This window comes from Ferribacterium limneticum, from assembly GCF_020510625.1.
Classification (GTDB): domain Bacteria; phylum Pseudomonadota; class Gammaproteobacteria; order Burkholderiales; family Rhodocyclaceae; genus Azonexus; species Azonexus limneticus_A.
Map to the genome: position 1 here is coordinate 2,180,102 of NZ_CP075191.1, position 24,075 is coordinate 2,204,176.

At 54.0% G+C, this 24,075-nt stretch carries 18 protein-coding genes, 4 pseudogenes and 1 other annotated feature; of the genes and pseudogenes, 16 read left to right on the top strand and 6 right to left on the bottom strand.

The features are described from left to right. Positions 1 to 2 precede the first annotated feature (2 nt). The 11 genes from KI617_RS10200 to KI617_RS10250 all read left to right on the top strand — a co-directional run bounded on the left by KI617_RS10200 (position 3) and on the right by KI617_RS10250 (position 14,912). The gene (locus tag KI617_RS10200) at positions 3 to 1,385 is read left to right on the top strand and encodes a TIGR03013 family XrtA/PEP-CTERM system glycosyltransferase (RefSeq protein WP_226446011.1); all 1,383 of its coding nucleotides are present in this window, start codon (positions 3 to 5) and stop codon (positions 1,383 to 1,385) included. A gap of 41 nt (positions 1,386 to 1,426) precedes the next feature. Beyond that, positions 1,427 to 3,541 (top strand): XrtA/PEP-CTERM system histidine kinase PrsK, encoded by a 2,115-nt coding sequence (gene prsK / locus KI617_RS10205; RefSeq protein WP_226446012.1) that lies wholly within the window; start codon positions 1,427 to 1,429, stop codon positions 3,539 to 3,541. Next, positions 3,538 to 4,893, top strand: coding sequence for a PEP-CTERM-box response regulator transcription factor (gene prsR / locus KI617_RS10210; RefSeq protein WP_226446013.1), 1,356 nt, complete (start codon positions 3,538 to 3,540; stop codon positions 4,891 to 4,893). Before prsK ends, prsR begins: the two co-directional genes overlap by 4 nt. Positions 4,894 to 4,923: 30 nt before the next feature. Then, the gene (gene prsT, locus KI617_RS10215; protein ID WP_226446014.1) at positions 4,924 to 7,695 is read left to right on the top strand and encodes an XrtA/PEP-CTERM system TPR-repeat protein PrsT; all 2,772 of its coding nucleotides are present in this window, start codon (positions 4,924 to 4,926) and stop codon (positions 7,693 to 7,695) included. A gap of 38 nt (positions 7,696 to 7,733) precedes the next feature. After that, positions 7,734 to 9,014 carry a nucleotide sugar dehydrogenase gene (locus KI617_RS10220; RefSeq protein WP_226446015.1) on the top strand — a complete coding sequence of 427 codons (1,281 nt, stop codon included), beginning with the start codon at positions 7,734 to 7,736 and terminating at the stop codon, positions 9,012 to 9,014. 1 nt (position 9,015) lies between these two features. After that, positions 9,016 to 9,921 (top strand): lytic transglycosylase domain-containing protein, encoded by a 906-nt coding sequence (locus tag KI617_RS10225; protein WP_226446017.1) that lies wholly within the window; start codon positions 9,016 to 9,018, stop codon positions 9,919 to 9,921. Beyond that, on the top strand, positions 9,918 to 10,685 hold the full coding sequence (locus tag KI617_RS10230) for a S1C family serine protease (RefSeq protein ID WP_226446018.1): 768 nt from the start codon (positions 9,918 to 9,920) through the stop codon (positions 10,683 to 10,685). Before KI617_RS10225 ends, KI617_RS10230 begins: the two co-directional genes overlap by 4 nt. A 217-nt stretch (positions 10,686 to 10,902) precedes the next feature. Next, positions 10,903 to 11,532, top strand: coding sequence for a hypothetical protein (locus KI617_RS10235; RefSeq protein WP_226446019.1), 630 nt, complete (start codon positions 10,903 to 10,905; stop codon positions 11,530 to 11,532). A gap of 282 nt (positions 11,533 to 11,814) precedes the next feature. Then, a complete protein-coding gene (locus tag KI617_RS10240; protein ID WP_226446020.1) occupies positions 11,815 to 12,726 on the top strand; it encodes an HprK-related kinase A in 912 nt (303 codons plus the stop codon). A gap of 1 nt (position 12,727) precedes the next feature. Then, complete coding sequence (locus tag KI617_RS10245) at positions 12,728 to 13,849, top strand: nucleotidyltransferase domain-containing protein (RefSeq protein ID WP_226446021.1); 1,122 nt, start codon at positions 12,728 to 12,730, stop codon at positions 13,847 to 13,849. Positions 13,850 to 13,862: 13 nt separating this feature from the next. Then, complete coding sequence (locus tag KI617_RS10250; protein ID WP_226446022.1) at positions 13,863 to 14,912, top strand: IS630 family transposase; 1,050 nt, start codon at positions 13,863 to 13,865, stop codon at positions 14,910 to 14,912. Here the strand turns inward: KI617_RS10250 and KI617_RS20530 are convergent. Beyond that, positions 14,901 to 15,404 carry a tyrosine-type recombinase/integrase gene (locus KI617_RS20530; protein WP_404826700.1) on the bottom strand — a complete coding sequence of 168 codons (504 nt, stop codon included), beginning with the start codon at positions 15,402 to 15,404 and terminating at the stop codon, positions 14,901 to 14,903. The two genes, KI617_RS10250 and KI617_RS20530, sit on opposite strands and share 12 nt — an antisense overlap. A gap of 46 nt (positions 15,405 to 15,450) precedes the next feature. Between KI617_RS20530 and tnpA the strand changes: the two are divergent. From tnpA to tnpC, 3 genes and pseudogenes are all read left to right on the top strand, one after another. After that, positions 15,451 to 15,765: pseudogene (gene tnpA / locus KI617_RS20535) on the top strand (IS66-like element accessory protein TnpA); the annotation flags it as partial. Then, a complete protein-coding gene (gene tnpB / locus KI617_RS10260; RefSeq protein WP_226446023.1) occupies positions 15,762 to 16,109 on the top strand; it encodes an IS66 family insertion sequence element accessory protein TnpB in 348 nt (115 codons plus the stop codon). The pseudogene tnpA and the gene tnpB, both read left to right, overlap by 4 nt. 64 nt (positions 16,110 to 16,173) lie before the next feature. Beyond that, positions 16,174 to 17,694 carry an IS66 family transposase gene (gene tnpC, locus KI617_RS10265; RefSeq protein ID WP_226446024.1) on the top strand — a complete coding sequence of 507 codons (1,521 nt, stop codon included), beginning with the start codon at positions 16,174 to 16,176 and terminating at the stop codon, positions 17,692 to 17,694. 40 nt (positions 17,695 to 17,734) lie between these two features. Continuing rightward, positions 17,735 to 17,850, bottom strand: a sequence feature (AL1L pseudoknot). Here the strand turns inward: tnpC and KI617_RS10270 are convergent. After that, positions 17,737 to 18,128, bottom strand: a pseudogene (locus KI617_RS10270) (transposase); the annotation flags it as partial. Its footprint overlaps the feature before it by 114 nt. A 49-nt stretch (positions 18,129 to 18,177) precedes the next feature. On the opposite strand from KI617_RS10270, the pseudogene KI617_RS10275 reads away from it, so the two are divergent. Then, positions 18,178 to 18,486: pseudogene (locus KI617_RS10275) on the top strand (transposase); the annotation flags it as partial. Positions 18,487 to 18,923: 437 nt separating this feature from the next. On the opposite strand, the gene KI617_RS10280 reads toward KI617_RS10275, so the two are convergent. Beyond that, positions 18,924 to 21,422, bottom strand: a complete 2,499-nt coding sequence (locus KI617_RS10280) for a sensor domain-containing protein (RefSeq protein ID WP_226446025.1) — start codon at positions 21,420 to 21,422, stop codon at positions 18,924 to 18,926. Between the two features lie 794 nt (positions 21,423 to 22,216). Here KI617_RS10280 and KI617_RS10285 point away from each other — a divergent pair. Beyond that, positions 22,217 to 22,510 (top strand): annotated as a pseudogene (locus tag KI617_RS10285) (3'-5' exonuclease); the annotation flags it as partial. Positions 22,511 to 22,570: 60 nt separating this feature from the next. On the opposite strand, the gene KI617_RS10290 reads toward KI617_RS10285, so the two are convergent. The 3 genes from KI617_RS10290 to KI617_RS10300 all read right to left on the bottom strand — a co-directional run bounded on the left by KI617_RS10290 (position 22,571) and on the right by KI617_RS10300 (position 23,817). After that, positions 22,571 to 22,792 carry a hypothetical protein gene (locus KI617_RS10290; RefSeq protein ID WP_226446027.1) on the bottom strand — a complete coding sequence of 74 codons (222 nt, stop codon included), beginning with the start codon at positions 22,790 to 22,792 and terminating at the stop codon, positions 22,571 to 22,573. A 345-nt stretch (positions 22,793 to 23,137) separates the two neighbouring features. After that, complete coding sequence (locus KI617_RS10295) at positions 23,138 to 23,560, bottom strand: deoxycytidylate deaminase (protein WP_226446029.1); 423 nt, start codon at positions 23,558 to 23,560, stop codon at positions 23,138 to 23,140. After that, entirely contained in the window at positions 23,560 to 23,817 is a 258-nt protein-coding gene (locus tag KI617_RS10300) for a hypothetical protein (protein ID WP_226446030.1), read from the bottom strand. The genes KI617_RS10295 and KI617_RS10300 overlap by 1 nt, the downstream gene beginning before the upstream one ends. Positions 23,818 to 24,075 lie beyond the last annotated feature (258 nt).

Consider the following 24,075-nt stretch of genomic DNA (forward strand, 5'->3'; position numbering starts at 1 on the left):
TCATGATCAGATTATTCAATCACTGGTTTTCTTGGCGAAGCGCCGCAGGGATGCTATTCGACTTGTCATTTCTATTTGTCAGCCTCGCCATCACGCTGATGTGGGTGCACAGCGACCTGCCGATCAATCCTCAACACATCATCATTTACGCTTCGCTCTTTGCCATTGCCATGCTGTGCATCAATGGTGTGTTGGGGCTTTATCAGCGTCTTTCCATTCGTGCCTCGACCGAAACCCGTGCTCGGGTCGTTTTGTCGCTTTACTTGGCAATCCCAGTTGCCTACCTCCTCTACGCTTTGTTGCCTTTGGCAGCAGTCAATCGCGAATTAATCCATCTTTCAGCCATGTCTGCCGTATTTGGCATGCTGGTTACCCGTGTCGGTGCAGCTCATGCCCCTGCCGCAAAAATGTTGCGACGCCGTATTCTCGTTTTTGGGACTGGACACCAGGCACTGGCGGTCAAGCTTGCCTTGGAGCGCTCTGACCCATCGGCCCAGATCATCGGCTTCTTCCCTGGTGCAAATGAAGACCAGTCGCAGGTGCCAACGAATTTAATTCTCAGCCGTGATCACTCGTTGAATGACACCGCGCGCAATATGAATGTGGATGAAATCGTTGTCGCGCTCAGCGAGCGGAGAGGCGGAGCGATGCCGCTACGAGAACTTCTTGACTGCAAACTGCAAGGTATTCGAGTTCTCGATCTGGCAAGCCACTTCGAACAAACCCTGGGTCAAATTCGGCTTGATTCGCTTTACGCCGGATGGCTTATCTTTGGCGACGGCTTTTGCCAAGGCACATTGAGGACAGCCGTAAAACGTATATTTGACATTATCTGCGCAACGATCCTGATCATCGCTGCATTGCCCGTCATGCTTCTGGCGGCAGTATTTATCGTGCTGGAAGATGGTTTTCCTCTGCTCTACCGGCAAGAGCGTGTTGGCCTCAACGGTCGTCTGTTCAACGTCATCAAGTTTCGCAGCATGCGGCGGGATGCCGAGAAAGATGGGAAGCCAATCTGGGCGCAAGCGCAAGACAATCGAATCACCCGTGTCGGTCAAATCATCCGCAAACTTCGTATTGATGAACTCCCGCAATTGTTCAGCGTCCTCAAAGGCGACATGAGCCTCGTCGGCCCGCGCCCGGAGCGCCCATTTTTTGTTGATCAGCTGACCAAGGAAATCCCGTTCTACGCGGTTCGTCATAGCGTCAAACCTGGCGTAACCGGCTGGGCACAGGTGCGGTATCACTACGGTGCCACCGTTGAGGATTCGGCTGAAAAGTTGCAGTACGATCTCTATTATGTGAAAAATCACTCGCTATTTCTGGATATTGTGGTTCTCTTTGAAACCGTGGGTGTCGTGCTGACAGGCAAAGGTGCTCATTAGTCACCAACAGTTACGACCATTCGTAACAAAGAACCCCATTCATGGATACAACAAACGCTTCGCTGATCTCTTGGGGTTTCGGACTCGCCGCCTTCGGCTATCTATCTTTTTCTGCCTATCTATTTTCTTTTGGCAATGATTGGCGCCAGGGAAAACGCCCTCGGAGAATGCTCGCCACAGGGTTTATTTCGGCGCTCTGGGCCTTCGCCAGCTTGGCTTTCACCCTCGATACCAAACCAATCACGCTTGTTACTGCGTCGATGCTTGATGTCATTCGGTACGGTGCCTGGTTTGCTTTCCTCCTATCCCTGCTATTGCCACTCAGCGAGTCATCAGACGAGAAACCGCAAGTTGCTGCATGGCTGCCCAAAGCCTGCTGGTTGCTGGTTACGGGAGGGGTAGCGCTTCAACTTTCGCTTGCAATAGGCGTACTTTCTCCTCAGGAATGGCTACGAAATACAATCCTTCACGGTCTCGCCGAGGCGGTGCTAGGGCTGATACTCATAGAACAACTATTTCGAACGGTGACCGAGGATTCTCGCTGGAACGTCAAACCGCTCTGCCTTGGCCTGTTCTTCCTGTTCGCTTTTGACGTCTATCTATTCTCTGACGCCATGATGTTCAACCGCTTTGACAGCGATGCCCTGACTGTTCGCGGATTTATCCAGGTTATGTCGATTCCCCTGCTGATTCTCGCCACAGAACGAAGCAAGGACTGGACATCAAAAATCCGTCTGTCACAGAAAGCCGCCTTTCACTCGGCAACACTTCTTTTTGCTGGAATTTACCTGTTGTTCATGGCCAGTGTTGGCTATTACGTTCGCTACTTTGGCGGCGAATGGGGGCGTGCCTTCCAACTGGCCTTGATTTTCGCAGCAACCCTACTTCTGGGCATCCTGTTGGTATCAGGATCCATGCGCGCCAAGATGAAAGTGCTGGTTGGCAAACATTTTTTCCGCTACCGCTACGACTATCGTGAAGAATGGCTGCGTTTTACCCAGACGCTGACCATTCAAGACTCACCGCAAACCATGGGGCAGCAAGTCATTCGGGGGCTTGCCGACATGGTTGAAAGCCCAGCCGGCACTTTGTGGCTGAGAGAGGTAAACCAAACAACGTATCGACAAAGTGCGCGCTGGAATCTTCCTGAGTGTTCTTCGGAAGCGCAGCATGACTCGCCACTTTGTCGTTTTTTGCTCGCCAGTGGTTGGGTGATCAACCTTGAAGAGTATCGCTGCTATCCCGCTCGCTATAACAATCTTGAAATTCCTGGCTGGCTTTCAGAACTCCCGAACGCGTGGTTGATCATTCCTTTAATGGCTGGCAATGAAATGCAAGGTTTTGTGATTCTCGCAAGTTCTCGCACACCGCTAAACGTCAATTGGGAAGTAAACGATCTGTTACGCACCGCCGGTTGCCAGGCAGCAAGTTTCTTGGCCAAAATGCAAGCAACAGAGGCTTTGCTCGAAGTACGAAAATTCGACGCATTCAACAAGATGTCCGCATTCGTGGTGCACGACTTAAAAAATATTGTCACTCAACTTTCCCTGATGTTAAAAAATGCCGAGCGCCACCGAGACAACCCAGAATTCCAGCAAGACATGCTAATGACCGTCGAAAACTCTGTGGAGCGCATGCGCCAACTGATGATGCAGCTCCGTGAAGGGGCCACACCCCCGGGAGCGGTGGTTGGTGTTAGTCTTTCGGATGTCATAGAAAAAATTCAACGCGACAAGCGCGGACAGGGACGACAAATTGAAGTCAGCATCACAAACTCCCTCACAACACGCGGGCATCAGGAAAGACTGGAAAGAGTGATCGGACATCTTGCACAGAACGCACTTGATGCGACACCGGCCGAAGGCCGCGTATGGATAAACCTTGAGCGCCGCGGTGACCGCGCCTCGCTGGAAATTGGCGACACCGGCCAAGGAATGACACCCGAATTTATCCGTGATCGACTGTTCAAGCCATTCCAGACCACCAAACATGCCGGAATGGGAATTGGCGCATATGAAAGCGCCCAGTACATCCGGGAGTTGGGTGGAGAAATTACTGTCGATAGCAACCCCGGCATTGGAACACGAATGACCCTGACCCTTCCTCTTCTGGAAATTCGTCAAGAATCCGATCTTCACCAAAGGGAGGCAGCGTGAGTAGTGAAAAAACGCTCCCGTTGCTGATCGTTGAAGACGATCCGGCACTGCAAAAGCAATTGCGCTGGTCTTTTGATCAGTACGAAACCATCGCTGCCGCTGATCGCGAAAGCGCACTCGCTCTGGTACACCGCCACCATCCCGCAGTAGTCACAATGGATTTAGGTTTGCCACCCGATGCAGACTCGGTCTCCGAAGGTTTTCTGCTTCTGGAGCAAATACTTTCAGCCCAGCCCGATACCAAGGTCATTGTATTAACCGGACAAAATGATCGGGCAAATGCCTTGCGTGCCATAGGCCTTGGTGCCTACGACTTTTTCGCCAAGCCGTTTGAACCGGAACTTCTAACCCTGACGATCGACCGGGCGTTCCGTCTTTATGAATTGCAGCAAGAGAACCGCAGACTGCAGGCTGCGCAGCACCCAACAGCGCTTGGTGGCTTGCTGACCCGCGACGCCGGCATGCTACGTATCTGCCGCACAATTGAGAAAGTGGCCAGCAGCAATGCCACCGTATTGCTCCTTGGAGAGAGTGGCACCGGCAAAGAGGTTCTAGCTCGAGGCCTGCACGAAGCCTCCCCGCGTAAGAATGAGCGTTTTGTCGCCATTAACTGTGCGGCCATTCCTGAGAATCTGCTTGAAAGCGAATTGTTCGGCTACGAAAAAGGTGCATTTACCGGCGCAGCAAAAACAACGCTGGGCAAGATCGAAACGGCGCATGGTGGCACCCTGATGCTTGATGAAATCGGCGATCTTCCACTCGCACTTCAGGCCAAACTCCTGCGTTTTTTGCAAGAGCGCGTCATCGAACGACTCGGTGGCAGACATGAAATCCCCGTTGATGTTCGAATTGTCTGTGCGACACATCAGGATCTCAAATCACACATCAAGGAAGGCCGTTTTCGGGAAGACCTCTTTTATCGACTGGCCGAAATCATTGTCGACATTCCACCGCTTCGCAGCCGGGATGGGGATGCAGCCTTACTTGCCCATGCCTTTGTCCACCGTTTCGCCAATGATCACAAGCGAGGCGGCATGACCCTTACGGAAGACGCGGTGCGAGCCATTGAGGCACACAATTGGCCAGGCAATGTCCGAGAACTTGAAAATGCGGTCAAACGTGCTGTCATCATGGCTGATGGTCACCAAATCACTCGTGAAGACATCGGCCTTGATCATCTTGAAGGCACTGCGAACTTTATTGATTTGCGACTCGTTCGCGAAGAGGCTGAACGACGCGCCGTAGCCACTGCAGTTTCCCGGGCCGACGGCAACATGGTTCGTGCTTCCGAAATCCTCGGGATCAGCCGACCAACCCTGTACGACCTTATGCACCGCCTTGGTTTGAAATAATCCGAAGCAAATCCAGCAAAGAAGACAATCATGAAAAAAAACAGTTTCTTCATTACGTCCGCTCTCACTACTGCATTGCTTGCTGCGTTTCTTAGCGGCTGTGGAGACTCCCCGGAATCACTGATCGCCTCAAGTCGAGACTTTCTTGCCAAGAATGACAACAAGGCTGCGGTCATTCAGCTAAAAAATGCCCTTCAGCAAAACCCGAGCCTTGGCGAGGCGCGCTTTTTGCTCGGAAAAACGCTCCTTGAGACCGGAGACATTGCTGGCGCTGAAGTTGAGCTACGCAAGGCTTATGATCTGAAGTATTCCGCAGAACAGACAATCCCTCTTCTAGTCAAGGCAATGCTTGGTGCAGGCCAAGCAAAAAAAATAATCGACGAATTTGGAAAAACAGATTCGCTCAGCGGGGAGCCACTCGCTGCACTCAAGACAAGCTTGAGCGTTGCTTACCTCGTTCAAGGCAACCGAGACGCCGCTCAATCCGCACTTGCGGACGCACTGAAGGCGCAACCGGATTTTGCCCCCGCCCTGCTTTCCTTGGCTCGTAACAAAGTCGCCAATCGTGATCTGGAAAGCGCCCAATCACTTGTCACCCAGGTATTGGAGAAAAACCCAAAGAATCACGATGCGTTGCTCCTGAATGGGTCTTTGCTGGGCGTAAAGACAGGAACCGAAGCTGCATTGGTTGAATATCGGAAGGCCATCGAGGCCAAGCCGGATTTCATCGCAGGGCACGCAGCGGTCATTACCACGCTGTTCCAGCAAAAGAAATTCGACGAAGCCTCGGTTCAGATCGACGCCTTGAAGAAAATTGCACCGAAACATCCGCAAACACTCTATCTGGATGCCCAGGCGACTTTCCAGCGCAAGGATTTCCAAGGTGCGCGCTCAAAACTTCAAGATCTTCTTAAATTCAACCCCAACAATCCAACTGCACTGCAACTGGCCGGCGCTGTCGAGTTTCAATTGCGCTCTTACATTCAGGCAGAAACCTACTTGAATAAAGCGCTCTCACAAGCGCCTGAATTGCGCTTCGCACGACGCACGCTAGTTTCCACCTATCTTCGCAACGGGCAAGCCGCCAAGGCACTCAACACACTCCAACCCATGCTTGATAAGGCTGATACTGATTCGGCTCTGCTGACGCTGGCCGGAGAAACCTATTTGCAAAACGGTGATGCCAAAAAGGCTGAAGAGTATTTCGCCAAAGCCAGCAAGCTCGACCCGAACGACCCTGGTAAAAAAACATCAATCGCCTTGACCCACTTGGCTCAGGGGGATGTCTCAGGTGCAGTTGAGGATCTGGAACAAATTGCCCAAGCCGATAAAGGCGTTAGGGCCGACCTCGCGTTGATATCGACTTTTATCCGAACCAACCAGGCCGACAAGGCGCTGAAAGCAATCGACAGCCTTGAAAAGAAGCAGCCTGATAACCCTGCGACACATAATCTACGCGCACAGACACTCTTGCTAAAGAAAGATCTGGCTGGCGCTCGGTCAAGCTATGAGGCTGCACTAAAGATCAATCCGGCTTTCTTCCCAGCCGCCGCCAGCCTCGCAAAAATCGATCTGGCTGAAAAGAAGCCGGATGACGCAAGAAAGCGCTTCGAAAACGTACTTGTTGCTGACCCAAAGAGCTTCCCGGCATTGCTTGCCCTTGCTGAATTAAAGGCAGCCAGCAAAGGCTCAGCTGACGAAGTTGCAGCCCTGATTGGCAAGGCAATCACGACGAATCCCACTGAAGTCAACCCGAGACTAGCCCTGATCCAGTATTACCTTAGCCAAAAGGATACAAAAAAGGCCATGAGTGCTGCGAATGACGCTGCAGCAGCAATCAAGGATAAACCTGAAATCATCGAGGCACTGGGACGCACCCAACAGATGGCCGGGGACATGAATCAGGCACTGGCAAGCTATGCAAAGCTTGCGGCACTACAGCCAGCCTCACCTTTACCCTTACTGCGAACCGCAGAAGTTCATCTTGCGAACAAGAACCAGGATGAAGCAGGAAAGAGTCTGAAAAAGGCACTCGATATCAAACCAGACTTGATTGAAGCGCAGCGTGGTCAGATTCTGCTGGCTCTGGATGCGAAAAAGCCGAACGAAGCGCTGCAAATTGCTCAGCAGATCGAAAAACAACGGCCCAAGGAAGCCGTTGGTTTTGCGTTGGAAGGAGACATTCACGCTACATCCAAAAACTGGAGCGAGTCGGCAAACGCCTACCGGAATGCGCTGAAACGAGCCGCCAGCCCAGAGATCGCCATCAAGCTTCATTCCGTATTGATGGCATCTGGCAACTCGCAAGAAGCCGGACGGATGGCTGCGACATGGCAGAAAGAGCACCCCAAGGACATTGCGCTCCTCGTTCATCAAGGTGATGCAGCGACCGCTCGCAAAGACTACTCGCTGGGCGCTCAGCACTACCGTCAAGCCCTCGATCTTCAGCCAAACAACGCGCTTGTCTTGAACAATCTGGCTTGGGTGTCGGGAGAACTCAAGGCCCCCAAAGCCATTGAGTATGCAGAAAAGGCTAACCAACTGGCGCCTGGACAACCACAAATCATGGATACCCTCGCCATGCTGCTTGCCCAAAAAGGCGATACCAAACGGGCTATCGAACTGTTACGCAAGGCGATGGGTGTTACACCAAATGCTGCCCCGATTCAACTCAACCTTGCCAAGGTGTTGATATCGGCGGGCGAGAAACAAGAAGCACGCAAAGAACTTGAGGCACTGGCAAAGCTGGGGGATAAATTCTCCGGCCAACCTGAAGTTGCCAAGCTGTTGCAGGGCCTCTAAACGCAAATAATAAACTTTCGACTAAGTAAGGATTTTCGATGACGACAATAGCAGTGGTAGGCTTGGGTTATGTTGGTTTGCCCTTGGCAGTGGAATTCGGCAAGAAATATCGGACGATTGGCTTTGATCTGTCCACACACAAGATCGAATGCTATAAAAAACACTACGACCCAACCGGTGAAGTCAGCACCGACGACCTAAAGGCGGCGACGTTACTTGAGGTAGGCACTGATCCCGCAGCCATCAGCGAAGCTGATTTCGTCGTAGTTGCCGTACCCACCCCGGTTGACGATGCCCATCAGCCTGATTTTTCCCCACTAGTTGGGTCGTCGACTGCTGTCGGTCAAAATCTGAAGCAAGGTGCGATCATTGTTTTTGAATCAACGGTTTACCCCGGCGCCACCGAGGAAGTCTGTATCCCTATAATCGAAAAAGAATCCGGAAAAACATGGAAAAAAGACTTTTTCGTTGGCTACTCTCCTGAGCGAATCAACCCTGGTGACAAGGAACGCACAGTCACCAAGATCATCAAGATAGTCTCTGGTGACACCCCCGAGACACTGGCCAAAGTGCAGGAAATCTACGGCAGCATTATTACCGCCGGGGTTTACCCCGCATCGAACATCAAGGTTGCAGAAGCAGCCAAGGTGATCGAGAACACACAACGTGACCTGAACATCGCTCTAATGAACGAACTGGCAATCATCTTTGACAAGATCGGCATCGATACGCTGGAAGTCTTGCAAGCAGCTGGTACAAAGTGGAATTTCCTTCCCTTCCGCCCGGGCCTGGTTGGTGGCCACTGCATCGGCGTTGACCCTTACTACCTGACCCACAAGGCGCAGAAGCTTGGCTACCATCCTGAAGTCATTCTTGCCGGTCGTCGTATCAACGACGGCATGGGTAAGTTTGTTGCCGAACAGACGATCAAAATGCTTATCAAATCAGGCCACCCAATCAAGGACTGCCCCATCATTGTGCTTGGCTTGACGTTCAAGGAAGACTGCCCTGACCTGCGTAACTCACGAGTCATAGATGTCATTCGAGAATTGGAGTCTTATGGCGCCAAGGTGGTGGTTCACGACCCTGTTGCCGATGCTGCCGAGGCACGCCATGAATACGGCGTCGATCTAGTTGCCTGGAACGATCTGCCGAAGGCTGCTGCCATCGTTGCAGCCGTCAATCACAAAGAATTCAAAGCCCTTCCAATTGGTGATTTCGTAGCTAAACTGGAAAAAGATGGCGTAATCACTGACGTCAAGAGCATGCTTGATAGCAAGGCTTTTTCGGAAAATGGCATTACGGTCTGGCGTCTATAAAATGAGATCAACGAAACGCTCGAAGCAAACCAATCAGGGACAGCGACCTTGGTTGCTTTTGGCGTTTCTTGCTGCCTTTTCCATTACTCCGCCAGCCGTTGCCGACCTCTCCGAACAAGGCAAACGAGCAGCGGCTATTCGTGAGGAAGCCAAGAGTTTTGAACATGGCAATGGAAACCCGCGTAACCCGGAAAAAGCGCTAGAGTTGTACTGTGAGGCGGCTCGTCTTAACGACATGGAAGCCCAGTACAACGCAGGCTGGATGTATGCCATGGGCCGAGGTATCCCCCGCGACGATGCTACTGCTGCATATTTCTTTGCCATGGCAGCCAAGCAAGGGGACGCATTGGCAGCACGCATGCTTCGGCAGGTGGGAGAACCTGCTACCAAACCACCTGCCTGCCTCTTCGATACCGAAGGCAACGATATTGTTGAGAAATCGCGACCAGAACACCGCAAGGTGATGGACTTGGTTCAGAAATTGGCACCGGAATACGGTGTTTCACCGCGCTTGGTAATGGCAATTATCCGCGCCGAATCGAACTTCAACCCGGGCGCGGTTTCACCCAAAAATGCCCAGGGCCTCATGCAATTGATTCCTGAAACAGCCGAACGATTCAACGTAAAAAAACCTTTTGATCCAGAACAAAACATACGCGGAGGATTAGCCTACCTTCGATGGCTGTTGGCCTATTTCCAGGGAAATATAGAATTAGTCGCTGCTGCCTACAATGCAGGAGAAGGCGCGGTAAACCGTTATGCCGGCGTCCCACCTTACGCGGAAACCCAAGGATACGTGGCGCGTATCAAAGAGATATTCAAGCGCCAGGATCACCCATTTGATGCACAGGTAACCTCACCTTCGCCAGAATTGCACCGTATCAATGCCTCACGAAGGATGATGTGAAGAGAAAACCATTCTCTCGCTTTCTGTTAACAAGCATTGCTTTTGGGTGCTGCCTTATTTCATCAAGGGTTTTTGCTGAACTTTCCGACATCATCGAGAAAGTCAAACCATCGGTTGTTGCTATCGGAACCTACCAAAAAACGCAAAGTCCGCCATTTGTGTTTCGAGGAACCGGTTTTGCCTTCGGCTCGGGCAATCATATTGCGACCAATGCTCACGTACTACCTGAACTCACGCTCCCCGATGGCCCCGAGGTCGCCGTATTGTTGGCAAAACGAAACGGAGAAAATGAGTTGCGTCGAGCCAAAGTAGTTGCTAAGGATCCTGCTCACGACCTCGCAGTACTTCGTATTGATGGCCCTCCCCTACCCGCTCTCGAGGTAGGGGACTCATTGTCGGCCCATGAAGGCCAGAACATTGCCTTCATGGGCTTTCCAATAGGAGGAGCATTGGGCTTCTCCCCAGTGACGCACCGTGGAATCGTTTCAGCTATCACCCCGATTGCCTTGCCGGGGGGAAATGCCAACCAGCTAAGCGCACGGCTAATCACTCAACTTAAACAGCAAAAATTCAATGTACTTCAACTTGATGCAACGGCCTATCCGGGCAATAGCGGAAGTCCAGTCTTTGACCCGGCAAATGGACGTGTGATTGGCGTAATCAACATGGTCTTTGTAAAAGGCTCCAAAGAAGCCGCTTTGTCAGCTCCTTCGGGAATAACATACGCAATCCCTGTACACTTCTTGCTTCAACTAATGAACTAGCCCCAGTGTCAGTTTTCTTTACACTAACCGCTCTCATTTGATCGTTGGTTCAAAATCTACAACCCAAAAAAATGTAACCAAATGAATTTAAATGGATAATGTGTTTTTGCACGAATTTTGCTTGCAATTCGTCAAGTGAACAAATTTATTGATGCTCGATCATACTTATCGCCCTCTCGAGGCAAGGTCGAATTGATATTAACCAACTGGTGCCACCATGCTAGATAAGCAACCAAATAAAAGTTCTACCGGAGAAGCGGTTAGCCAAGAACTGCCCGAGCCAACCGAAAGCAAGCGCCGCCGGGTGCTCACCTCCGCCATATCCGCTTCAGCCTTGATCGTTACCGCTGCCAATCAACCAGCATGGGCAGGAGATCGATGCACACGCTCGGCGCTCAACTCCGCCAACCTATCGGGCAGGCAGACATTCCTAGGCTGCGGGAGATCTGCAGGAAAATGGAAAACCCATCCTGAGCTATGGCCGTCGGACTGCTCATCAGGCCAAGCATTTACTGGAATTTTTGGTAGCTGGAAATACAAGAGCACAACTGCCAGCCTGTTCGCGGGAAAGACCCTAGGAGATGTCATTCAATTGGATGGCGCGTCAGATAGCAATCCGGGAAATATCGCAATGCATGTTGTCGGAGCCTACGTAAACGCGCACGCCTTCCCGAAGTCCAGCCCGAGCGGCAAGGGATATACCTATTCACCAACGGATGTGGTTAACATGTTCAAGAATGCGGCAGCTATCTCCTGTTTTGAACGCACCCCCGACGCCCTCGCGAGGTTAAAGGATACGTTTGATGCCGCAAACAATCTATATGACGGGACCACAGACTGGCCATAATGAGCTTCACATACTGCCTACCCAACGAGGCCAGAACCCAATTTAATTGGGTTTCTTGGAATGATGAAGCAGTGTTATACAATAACCTGTCCGGCGACACTCACCGGGCACTATCGCCAGCCGGGCATATTCTTAAGGTATTCGAGTCAGCTCAAGACGAAATCGTCATAACTGCAAACGAGCTTCTCAAGTCAATGCCGGATACTTATCCAAGTACACTTAGCGAAGTTGAAGAGTTGTTATCGGCACTGTGTTCGATTGGCCTACTGAAAAAAACCCCCGTTGAAGATTGCCGACCTCTCCCTTACGGAACTGACTCGTCGGCTTGCTGTTGATGGCTTGAGGATAAAAACCGGGCCGTTTGTTTTCTCGATTCGCAGCAAGCTAGAAGCAGTCAGAGATGGGCTGGTTGTACTTTACGACCAATTCCCTACTGTTGAGTCGGATACATTCGCAGATTTTCATATATCCGTGGACCGTGCCAAAGGTGTTCGTCGATGGATTCGCCCGCAGAGCATTTTTGAATTCGATGGCGAAATTCCTTTCAAACCTCTTACTGCCGGCCAAGGATTCGCTTTGCTGGAATGGGGCATGAATTGGTGCATATATAACCACGCCCATGCCTTCCTGATCATTCATGGGGCGGTCTTGGAGCGCAATGGCAAAGCCTTGCTGATGCCAGCACCTTCCGGCTCCGGAAAAAGCACTTTATGTGGCGCGTTAATGACCCAAGGCTGGCGCCTTTTGTCTGATGAGCTGATATTAATTAACCCAAATAATGGGTTGATCTACCCACTAGGTCGCCCTATCAGCTTAAAAAATAATTCAATTGAAGTATTGAAAAAGTTCTCGCCAAGTCACCATATCACAGCCCCGGTCTACGATACCGCTAAAGGTACTGTGGCACACATGAAGCCATCGCCCGACAGCGTGATGCGCTGCAGTGAGCTTACCCCTCCTCGCTGGGTAATCTTTCCTCAGTACTCAGCCAATGCCGAAACCCAGATACTATCAATAGAAAAAGCAGATCTCTGCATGCGCTTGATTGACAATGCGTTCAATTACAACATTCTTCGCAAAAAAGGTTTCTTGAGCATGGCCCACATGGTGACCCAAATCACTGGTTTCAGCGCGACCTATAGCAATTTGCAAGACGTGATTCACCAGATAAACCGGCTAACTGACGAATCCTAAGATGCAGGCCAACCGCCTCCTCATCGACACACTGATATCCCCTGAGACAATCCGGCAATTAACAATCCCGGATTGGGAACTATGCATTCGCCAAGCAAGGTCATCACAACTACTCACACGCCTTGCCGTCACCATACGCGAAGCATCTTTAGAGAATTTTGTACCGCACTCTGTGCGACAGCATTTCATTGCAACAATGGCGCACCAAGCTCATCTCCGCAATGCCATTCGGAACGAGGTTGCGTATATCGCTGAAGCGCTAAATTCGATCAATGTCCAACTAGTTCTACTAAAGGGGGCTGCCTACGAATTGGCGGAATCTATGCCTGCTCGATGCCGAACATTTAACGACATCGACCTCTTGGTACCAAAAGACAGGATCAATGATGTTGAACTCAGCCTCCTGATACACGGCTGGGCCAGTATCCAGCACGACACGTACGATGATCATTATTACCGGACGTGGATGCATGAAATTCCACCACTTAGACATTTAACCCGTCACAGCATTATCGATGTTCATCACAATATCGTGCCAGACTCGGGCCCGGTTCATCTGGCTGCAAATAAGCTTCTTGCGAATATACGCCCATGCCTTAGCACCCAAGGCGTTTTCGTACTATCCGCACCAGATATGATCCTGCACAGTGCCGTACATCTGTTCAACGACGGCGAATTTGATCATGCCTTGCGCGACCTATTCGATATCAGGGATCTCATCCGTCAAACGATGGTTTCAGAGGCGGATTGGCAGCAACTAATTTCTCGAGCCCAGGAACTTGGACTTGGCCGACCGCTCTACTATGCCCTACGCTATATCGGCACCGTACTCAAAGAACCATGCGCCCCTTACCTAGCATTACTTTCGAAAAATGCCCCAAACCGGATTTTTCTTCACGCCATGGACAATTTATTTACGAGAGGACTAAAGCCTGAGCATTCAAGTTGCGACGACTTGGGCACGTTCGTTGCGCGCTTTTTACTCTATGTACGCGGACACGCGCTACGCATGCCATTGCGTCTATTGTTGCCTCACTTAGCAAGAAAAGCATTCATGCAACTACGAGATGAATATTTTTCCCGGCGCGAATTATTAACCCGGCAATCAAATAGCCGATTTTGATATAATACTGGGCATGGAAAAGTTCGATGCCCGTAAATTGCCCCGCGATGCCCAAGACGAAATGCGTCGGCAGGCGATGCGGATGCGTGAAGAACTGAAATTGTCCTGGAAGGCCATTGCAAAGGTAGTTGGGGTGCATGTGAGCACGGTCATTGGTTGGTCCAAGCGCTATTCAATGGAAGGCTCGACGGGTCTGAAATCGAAGACGCGGGGTCGCCGTTATTTGTCGGGGCGGACGCTGACTTTGGCTCAGGAATGGCAATTGCGCTCGATCATCGTGGGCGAGAATCCAAAGCAGTTGAGTTTGCCGTTTGCCTTGTGGAATCGCCGTGCGGTGATGCAAATGGTCAAGGTTCTCTTTGACATCGACATGCCGATTCGCACGGTGGGCGAATACCTGCTGCGCTGGGGCTACACCCCGCAGCGACCGATGAAGCGGGCGCTGGAGCAGAACCCCGTCAAGGTTGAGCAGTGGCTCAATGACACCTACCCGACAATCGCTGCCCGGGCTAAGGCTGAAGGAGCCACCATCTATTGGGGTGATGAGACAGCGGTGGCGGAAGACGGGCACTGGCTTCGCGGTTATGCGCCGGCTGGCCAAACACCAGTCCTGGCTGCACCGAGCAAGCGACATGGCTTGTCGATGGTCTCTGCCATCAGCAACCAGGGGCTGGTTCGCTTCGAGTTCATTGAAGAAGCCATGAACACCGACCTGTTCATTGGGTTCATGGAAAGGCTGATCGCCGACAGCGGCCAGAAAGTCTTTCTCATTCTCGATAACCTGAAAGTCCATCACGCCAAGCTGGTCACCGCGTGGCTGGCGGAGAGGACGGATCAAATTGAGGTCTTCTATCTCCCGCCGTACTCGCCGGAGATTAATCCCGACGAATACCTGAACCGGGATTTCAAAACCGGGCTGCGTTCCTCTGACCGTGCCACCAGCAAAAAGGCGTTGCTGCAAAAGGCGACCGGATTCATGGAATTCCTCAGCAAAACACCGGAACGGGTGATGGCTTATTTCAATCATTCGGCTGTCCAATATGCAGCTTTGTCATCTATTTGATTGCCGGGTTAATAATGAAATAATTGCCGCTCCTGCTTTCAGTTTGTCCAAGTAGTCTGCCCAATCTCGCATCATCTTCTTTCGCTCGGGCAAATACTCGGCGCGGTTGTACGCAGCGCGTACCTGGTTTTTTTCAGCGTGCGCCAATTGCCGCTCAATGACGTCGTGTCGGTACCCCTGTTCGTTCAGAATGGTGGACGCAACCGAGCAAAAACCATGTCCAGTCATTTGGCCTTTGAAGCCCATACGGGCGATAGCGTAAGTGACCGTGTTTTCGGAAATTGGGCGATCTCGGTTTGTCGTTGATGGAAACAGCAGTCGGCCAGAGCCAGCGAGGATCTTTAGTTCTTCTAGTTGACTTATGACTTGTGTAAGCGTCCGGCCACAACCGTCTTTCCACCGAAGCTTCGTTGTCTGAAGATACCTCGCGGACGGGCACCTCAAATTTGTGCCCACGAAGGGATTTATGGACACAAATTCAAAGGCAGTCATGGCCTCGAAGCGGCGAGGCCCCTACCGGCATCACCCGTTGGCGCAGAAGCGAGCGATCGTTGAAGAAACGCTGCAGCCAGGTGCCTCGGTTGCACAGATTGCCCGCAAACACGGTGTCAACGCCAACCAGGTATTTTTGTGGCGCAAGATCTACCGTGAGGGACTGCTGCCCGAAGTGAAGCCAGCGCTGTTGCCGGTCACCCTCACGCCGCTGATGGTCAGCGATCAGTTGCCGGCAGCCAGCAGCTCTGCCAGCACAGGGTGTCTGACGATTGAGTTCGGGCAAGTTCGCGTTCGCATCGAAGGCCGCCCTGACGCCGAGGTGCTGCGGCTGGTTCTCGCGGCGCTGCAGCAGCGATGATCGGGCTACCCAGCGGCACCCGGATCTGGCTCGCCGCCGGCTTGACCGACATGCGTCGCGGCTTTGATGGTCTGGCCAGCATCGTTCAGGAGAAACTCGCCGCCGATCCCTTTGCCGGTCACGTCTTTGTCTTTCGCGGTCGCCGCGGTGATCTGGTCAAACTGCTCTGGTGGGATGGCGATGGCCTCTGCCTTTTTGCCAAGCGCCTGGAGCGCGACCGCTTCATCTGGCCACAGGCCAGCGAGGGCTCGGTGCACCTCTCAGGCGCCCAACTTTCCATGCTTCTGGAGGGCATCGACTGGCGTCGCCCGAGTCGCACCGGGCAACCGGAACGGGCCGCATAAGAAAGCTGGAAAACCTTGGCTGGCGGGGCTGTTCACCCGTGGGCTATTCGCGTAAACTCGCCGCATGAACAGCGCTCCTCTGCCCCGCGACACCACGACCTTGCAAGCCATGGTGGTCGCCCAGCAAGCAGAAATCGAGCATCTCAAACTGATCATCGCCAAGCTGCGTCGTATGCAGTTCGGCCAGAGCTCCGAGAAGATCGACGAGATGGTCGGGCAACTCGAACTGGCGCTGGAAGAACTCGAAACCGGCAAAGCGGAACGGGCCGGCATCCCGGAAATCACCCCGGCCGAAGAAGTCCCCGGCAAACCAGTCCGCAAACCACTGCCGGATCACTTGCCACACGACACCGTGGTTCATCTGCCTGAGCACGCCTGCTGCCCGGACTGCGGCGGTCATCTCAAGCCGCTGGGTGAGGATGTCTCGGAAGTACTCGACTACGTACCTGCCAGCTTCCGGGTTATTCGCCATGTTCGGCCGAAGCTGGCTTGTGGCCGTTGCGACACCATCGTTCAGGCACTGGCACCCAGTCGGCCGATTGCCCGAGGCATGGCAGGGTCTGGATTGCTGGCCCATGTGCTGGTCGCCAAATATTGCGATCACCTGCCTTTGTATCGGCAGAGCGGTATTTATGCTCGGGAAGGCGTTGATCTGGAACGCTCGACCCTGGCCGAATGGGTCGGGCAATGTTCAGCGCTGCTGCGCCCCTTGCTGGAACGGCTGCGTCACCACGTGCTGGCCGGCGAGAAGCTGCATGCCGACGATACGCCGGTGCCGGTGCTCGCCCCGGGCGATGGCAAGACCAAGACCGGGCGGTTATGGACCTATGTCCGCGATGATCGGCCGGCCGGGAACGACATGCCGCCCGCCGTCTGGTTTGCCTACTCACCAAATCGCAAGGGCGAGCATCCGCAGAGCCACCTAAAATCCTTCAAGGGGATTCTGCAAGCCGATGCCTTTGCCGGTTTCGATGCTTTGTATGCCACGGGTGACATTCTGGAAGCCGCATGCTGGGCCCACGCCCGCCGCAAGTTCTTCGAGATTCACCAGGCCCAAGGCTCACCGATTGCCGCCGAGGCACTCAAACGAATCGCAGCCTTGTATACGATTGAAAGCAAGGTTCGCGGACAACCGCCAGATGTCAGGCTCAAAGGACGGGAACAGGCCAAGCCTATCCTCGAAGAACTCCATGCCTGGTTACTGGACACGCGACGACAACTCTCAAAGAAATCCGGCCTGGCGGATGCCATCGGCTACGCCTTGAATCATTGGCAGGCACTGATCCGCTATGCCTCGGATGGGCGCATCGAGATCGACAACAATGCGGCTGAACGGGCGCTACGGGCGGTGGCGCTTGGACGCAAGAATTTCCTGTTTGCGGGTTCTGATGCCGGTGGTGATCGCGCTGCCGCGATTTACAGCCTGGTCGGCTCAGCGAAACTCAACGACCTCGACCCGGAAGCCTATCTGCGTTTCGTCATTGAGCGAATTGCTGATTACCGAATCAGCGAACTCGACGACCTGCTGCCTTGGCGTGTCGCCGAGCGGATCGCCAAGACCGAGCATCACGCTGCTGCAGCCTGATTCCGATTAACTCGGAAAGACGGTGGTGGCCGGACGGTTACGGGCAATCTGCAATTGCCTGCAGATCGGCTCGACCCCGAAGGCATCACGATGCTTGTCGACGAACGCTCTCAGGATTTGAATCGGCGGTCGAGCTCCGCCTGGGCGAAAAACGCGCTGGCAAGCTTGAGGATCTCGTTGGCCTTGCGCAACTCCTTGACCTCGCGCTCCAGTTCCTTGACGCGCTTCTGGTCTGCCGTGGTCGGCCCTTCACGCTGACCACTATCTCGTTCGTGCTGACGCACCCAGGTGAGCAGCGTCTGCGGCGTGCAACCGATCTTGGCGCCGATGGATTCAACGGCGGACCACAGGGAAGGATGATCGGCACGGCATTCGATAACCATGCGCACGGCGCGCTCACGAAATTCGGGGGAGAACTTAACTGACTTCTTCATGGCTCTATCTTCTCAAGAGTTAGAGCCTCCATCAAATCCGGGGCGATTCATTCGCAGCGACAACGGCCCGGAGTACATCAGCGGGACCTTTGTCGCCTGGGCGGAACGCAGAGGCATCCGGCTGGATCACATCCAGCCCGGTAACCCGCAGCAGAACGCCTACATCGAACGCTACAACCGGACGGTCCGCTACGACTGGCTCAGCCACTATCTGTTCGAGTCGATCGAAGAGGTGCAGAACTATGCCACCGACTGGATGTGGACCTACAATCACGAGCGCCCCAACATGGCGCTCGGTGGCATTACCCCGAAACAGAAGTCAGCACTTTTAGCCCACTCTACTTCTGACTGCTGCTAAAAATGGGGGGATTACCATTCACCACCACCCCGCCCGTCAGCCAAGCGGAATGACTGGAAAGCCTCGCCTGAGGCCAGCTTCCGGCGATGACGGCGCTAAACGGGTCGGGCTCGGTTTTCGTATGAACAAATCAACAGGGACAATATTTCAAAATGTTTTTCGCCCTAATCTTCCTTACCCTGGCCGCCTTGGGCGCCTACCTCTTCCCGGAATGGTCCTGGGCGGCAATTCTTGGGGCTTCTTTTGGCTGCGTCGCGGCTTTGCGGCTAGCGCTGTTTTTCACCGATCGCTCGAACAAGGCCTCGGCAAAGGATAGCCAACCCTGATTGGGGCCAGCGCGGCACTTGGTCTGCCATTGGTTTTCCCGGGCATGGGCCAGGTTCAGCTACTGCCCCGGCCGGTTTGCTGCATTGGCAAGAGGATGCCCGGCGATGGACTCAAGCCGGAATATCGACCATCGCATCGTTTGCGCCGGTATCACAACCTTGCAGGAATTGCTCGAACTCCACCAGCGGCAGGGGGCGGCCGAACAGGTAGCCCTGATAGTTCCGGCATCCCACATTGGCCAGGAGGCGCCACTGGGCGTCGGTTTCGACGCCTTCGGCGATGACTTCGAGGCCGAGGCCTTTGCCCAGGGCAACGATGGTTTCAGCGATGGCGGCGTCGTCGGGATCGGTCAGTACGTCGCGCACGAAGGACTGGTCAATCTTCAGCTGGTTCAATGGAAGGCGCTTGAGATTGGCCAAGGACGAGTAGCCGGTGCCGAAATCGTCGAGCGAGAAGCGGATGCCCAACTGTTTGAGTTCCGCCATCCGGCCAATGATTGCCTCGGTGTCTTCCTGCAGCATGCTTTCAGTCAGTTCCAGCTTCAATCGCGTGGCCGGGGCGCCCGTTTGGCGCAGGATATCCCTGAGCTGATCGGTGAATTTGGCCTGCCTGAATTGTCGGGCGCTCACATTGACCGCCAGGGTGAGCCCGGCGGTTGCCGGCTTTTTTGACCAGGCGGCCAGTTGCCGACAGGCTGTGGCCATCACCCATTGGCCGATGGGGACGATGAGGCCGGTTTCTTCGGCGAGTGGAATGAAGCTGGCTGGCGGGATCGTGCCTCTGGTCGGGTGTTCCCAACGCAGCAGCGCCTCACTGCCGGTCGGGCGTCCGGATTCATCGATCTGGACCTGAAAACACAGGTGGAACTGTTGTCCGTCGATGGCCTGGCGCAACTCGCTCTCCAGGGCTGCCCGATGCGTTACGGCGGCCTGCATCGCGGGGTCGAAGAATCGCAGGGTATTGCGCCCCGCTGCCTTGGCCTGGTACATGGCCGTATCGGCGCGGCGCAGCAGCTCTTTGGCGCTGACCGTCGTGCCGTCGAACAGCGCAATACCGGTACTGGAGGCGCAGTGGTAGTCAATGGACAAGCCTTCCGGGCCCCTGACCAGGCTGAAGGGATGATTCAGCTGGGCCTGGATGTTGCCAGCAATCAGTTCGGCCTGATTGGCGTCGTCCCCGGTTCCGTCGATGTCCTCAAGGATGACCACAAACTCGTCGCCGCCCAGCCGTGCGGCGGTATCGCCTTGCCGGATACAGGTTTTCAGGCGCTTGGCCACTTCAATCAACAACTGGTCGCCGACCTCGTGACCGTGGGTGTCGTTGAGGAACTTAAAATTATCCAGATCGATCAGCAACAGGGCGCCATGGCGCGCTCGCCGCGCACTGCCGATCAGCGCATGTTCCAGTCGATCGAACATCAGTCGCCGATTGGGCAGATGGGTCAGCGAGTCGTAGAAAGCCAGGCGGTGGATTTCCTCTTCGTTCCGCTTGCGGTCGGTGATGTCCTGGTTGAAGCCGACGATGCCGATGGTTCGGCCATCCACCTTGATCGGCGCGACGACGTTGTTGAAGATGCGCTTCCGGCCGTCGACCTCATATTCGACTTCCTCCTCGACCACTTCGCCTTCATAGACGCGTCGGTTGTTGTACTGCCAGACCGCCAATTCATCCGGGCTGACATTGCTATCCTGCGGACGCTTGCCCAGCAGGCTGCCCCAATGCTCGACCACCAGCGCGTTTTCCATGATGCAGCGGCCATCGAGGTCACGGGCCCAATATTCAACCGGGGTGTTGTCGACGATGGCGCGCATCAGCGAATCGCTTTCCCGCAAGGCATGCTCGGCATTTCTCCGGTCGGTGATATCGCGTGACAAAACAATGAAATGCGGCAGATGGTCGCCGGCGGAGGCCTTCCGTGCCACCGACAACTCGAACCAGCGACTTCCGTCGTGAACATCGAGCTGGAACTGCAAGCCGGTGGATATCCCCTTTTCCATGGCTTCGCCCAAGGAGCGGATGCAAATGGCCGCCACATCAGGCGGCAGAACCTCATGAACAGTCTTGCCGATCAAGTCACCCGGGGAAGCCACCAGCAATTCCGACTGCTGCGCATGGCAATCGAGATACCGCCCCTCGCTGTCTAGTTCGAACATCAGGTCCGGCAACGCCTGCAGCGTTGCGGCAAATTTGTTCTTCAGCGCGACCAGTTCGAGCTCCTGCCGCTTGCGATCGGTAATGTCCGTCGCCACGCTGGCCAGCCCGACAATCTGCCCGTGTTCGTCGCGAAGCACTTGCCTGACTAGCCAGTAGCATCGTTCGCCATCATGACCGCGGCCGGACAAGGAAATCTCGCAGGCAGCGCTATTCCCGCTCGCCACAAGCTTGTCATCACAAGCCAGCATCCGCACCGCCATCTCACTGCTGAACAAGTCATGGTCAGCGCAACCGACGATTTCTGAAGCAGGCCGACCCAACATGCAGCCAGCCATCTCGTTGGCGTAGATATAGCGGCCGTTCAGATTCTTGACGAAAACGGGGGCCGCCAGCTTGTCCAGCAGCGCCTCATGGGTAATCCCCCAAGCCGTTATCGTTTCCTCGAACAAGCCCATCGACCAGCCTCACATGTTGATACCGCCTGAAGACCAGCGGCAACGATTTATCAATTTTGAAATATTCTGCGGTAATTTGTCAGAATCAATTGTGCATTTTTTAACGAGCCACCCCACATAGTCCATTTGGCTAACAGGCCAGACCGGCGGTATCGCCGACAATTTTCCGTCAATTTACCAGCCCGTTCCAGTCGCCATGCACCCGCTTTTCCAGCCGGTGAGGTGTCGAGAAAATTGACAGTGCATATGCATATTTCGCCCAATCATCCGGATGGACTCTGTCGAGCCCAATAGGCAGGCAATCGGTTCGTTTATTGCTTGTCACTACCGACGAAGAAGCCACCCAACCCCCTGCACGGAACTGAACTGTGAACACGATACATTTTGCTGAAAGACGCCTGAGCGAAAGGCGGCAAGAGCTCGAACTGTTGGGTTCTGGCGAGAGCACCCCGCCTGACACTGTGCCCATCGCAAAATCGAGACGCAGTGGCGAACGCCGCCTCGGGGAACGGCGCAAGGAAAATCTTGGCCCTCCTGCAGGTATCGGGGAACAGCGCTTTCGCCCAGACATGCGCGGCGTTGTTTTTCCCCTCTTCTACAATTTCAAGTAGAAAGCTGAATTTCCGTTGCTTCAGCCTGGCTGAAGCAACGGGAATTGCGGGGACAGCACCAGATTTCAGCGCTTGCGACCCCTCCGGGCCAGATACCGCAGCCAATAGGCAGCCCTACGCCAGCAGTAGTGCATTCGTGGCAAAAGAAGCGATAGAGCAAGCCGGCCGTGAGAAAATTCGCCCATGCGCCCCCTAGCCTTTGTCGACCTCGAAACCACCGGAGCTACCGCTACCATCGACCGCATCACCGAAATCGGCATTGTCGAAGTCGACGAAGACGGTTCGGTGCGCGAGTGGCAGCAACTGGTCAATCCCGGCACCCGGATTCCGCCCTTCATTGAGCAACTGACCGGCATCAGCAACGAGATGGTGGCCGATGCCCCGCCCTTCGAGGCGGTGGCCGCCGATGTCATGCAGCGTCTGGAGGGCCGGCTGTTCATCGCCCATAACGCGCGTTTCGACTATGGCTTCCTGAAGTAGTCGTAATATAACTTCATACTCCAGACGTTAAAAAGCCCGCCGAAGCGGGCCGGATGCTCAGCTTGGTAACGGGAAGATGACACGCATGCGCCCATTGCCAATCCAGAATTGATTCTGAGCTTCGACTACAGCGTCCATCACCTTATCGGCTAGACCCCTGGTCGCAACCACTTGACCTTCCTCATCAACCAGAGCTAGGTTGAATTTTTTCTCACCTGAAGTGAAGCTGATCCCGTCATGCAGCCTGACGGTTATGCTTATTGCATCGAGGGTTTCCATTTGGTGCCCTTCTTATTGTTATTTTTGGTAAATCCCCGTAAAAGCCCTGCTAGTGGGCTTCTCGGGGATTCTGGTTTGCCAATGCCTAAGCCTTGGCCGGCTCGCGTTCGTCCATTTTGGAGCGATTCTGAAGGTCGTTTTTGCTCGCCCTTTCAGCCCTTCTCCGCTCATTACGAACCCTGGAGCAGATGTAGTAGTACTCCTTGACCCCGCTCCTATTCACCCTCGCTACATCAAACTCAGAGACTGGGTGATGCACCTTGCAAGCTGAGCACCACGAGATTGCCTTATCAACAACCTTCGGTTTCTCAGCCAGCATCGGAGCAAGCAGTACTGACATCGCGCTCATGACACCTCCCGAACCAGTACGCCAGCCTCGCTGAACATCGTCATCGCTGCGTCGTAGCTGGTAAGCCACCGATCGAGGAAGTCTCGCGTCGGTGCCGGGAAGGTGACCGATGCAATCCCTCGCTGAATGAGGTGGCCGGCGCAGTGGCAGCATGGCGGGTGCGTAACAAACAGGTGGCACCCAGTCACATCACGGTGAGCGAAGTGCAAGGCGTTCGCCTCTGCATGGATCGTGCGCAGAAGCTTCACTTCGCGTTCAAGGTAGGTGTCATCCACCCCTTGAGGTGACCCGTTGAAGCCTAGGCTGATGACGCGGTTGTTGGAGTCGGCAATGACAGCACCCACCTTGGTGCTCGGGTCTTTCGACCACGTGGCGACAACTTGAGCAAGCTCTAGGAAACGCTGATCCCACTTGCTCATCAGTGTAGCCTCGGCACAGAGCCATCATCAGGCTCTTCAGGTTCAGGAGGCTCTGAGCCTTCATCCACCTCAAGTTCCGACAGCAGGAGGTCCATCTGCATTATCAGGAGGTCCGCGTACTCTGGCTCCATGACAAACATCGGGCCGGTACCCAGCTGGATGCCAATGCCTTTTCCGCCTCCGTTGGGGAGGTCACAGATGCCAGTGAGAACGCCAGCAATCGGAATAACTTCTTCTTTCGGTTTGACTTCGTCCATTATTATTTTCCTTATGAGGACGTTGATGGGAACTACTACGCCTTGACTACTGTGTAACCAAGCTCATCAAGGGCAATTAACGCTTGGCCCATGCGGTACCGAACGTCTAGGTACCTCGCATCGTTAGTCACAGCCAGCATTACTGCTCGGCACCTAGCTTCTACTGCTGGAACAAACATGTCTGTGAGGTCAGAAACCACTACCTCTACTGCCAGTGCTTCAGCTAGGTTCTCCCAATCTCTCTGCTCCATGATTGCT

Bases quoted from the DNA above. Each gene is read 5' to 3' on its own strand.
- KI617_RS10200 (WP_226446011.1), top strand. From the start codon at position 3: ATGATCAGATTATTCAATCACTGGTTTTCTTGGCGAAGCGCCGCAGGG.
- prsK (WP_226446012.1), top strand. From the start codon at position 1,427: ATGGATACAACAAACGCTTCGCTGATCTCTTGGGGTTTCGGACTCGCC.
- prsT (WP_226446014.1), top strand. From the start codon at position 4,924: ATGAAAAAAAACAGTTTCTTCATTACGTCCGCTCTCACTACTGCATTG.
- KI617_RS10220 (WP_226446015.1), top strand. From the start codon at position 7,734: ATGACGACAATAGCAGTGGTAGGCTTGGGTTATGTTGGTTTGCCCTTG.
- KI617_RS10225 (WP_226446017.1), top strand. From the start codon at position 9,016: ATGAGATCAACGAAACGCTCGAAGCAAACCAATCAGGGACAGCGACCT.
- KI617_RS10235 (WP_226446019.1), top strand. From the start codon at position 10,903: ATGCTAGATAAGCAACCAAATAAAAGTTCTACCGGAGAAGCGGTTAGC.
- KI617_RS10245 (WP_226446021.1), top strand. From the start codon at position 12,728: ATGCAGGCCAACCGCCTCCTCATCGACACACTGATATCCCCTGAGACA.
- KI617_RS10250 (WP_226446022.1), top strand. From the start codon at position 13,863: ATGGAAAAGTTCGATGCCCGTAAATTGCCCCGCGATGCCCAAGACGAA.
- KI617_RS20530 (WP_404826700.1), bottom strand. From the start codon at position 15,404: ATGACTGCCTTTGAATTTGTGTCCATAAATCCCTTCGTGGGCACAAAT.
- tnpB (WP_226446023.1), top strand. From the start codon at position 15,762: ATGATCGGGCTACCCAGCGGCACCCGGATCTGGCTCGCCGCCGGCTTG.
- tnpC (WP_226446024.1), top strand. From the start codon at position 16,174: ATGAACAGCGCTCCTCTGCCCCGCGACACCACGACCTTGCAAGCCATG.
- KI617_RS10280 (WP_226446025.1), bottom strand. From the start codon at position 21,422: ATGGGCTTGTTCGAGGAAACGATAACGGCTTGGGGGATTACCCATGAG.
- KI617_RS10290 (WP_226446027.1), bottom strand. From the start codon at position 22,792: ATGGAAACCCTCGATGCAATAAGCATAACCGTCAGGCTGCATGACGGG.
- KI617_RS10295 (WP_226446029.1), bottom strand. From the start codon at position 23,560: ATGAGCAAGTGGGATCAGCGTTTCCTAGAGCTTGCTCAAGTTGTCGCC.
- KI617_RS10300 (WP_226446030.1), bottom strand. From the start codon at position 23,817: ATGGACGAAGTCAAACCGAAAGAAGAAGTTATTCCGATTGCTGGCGTT.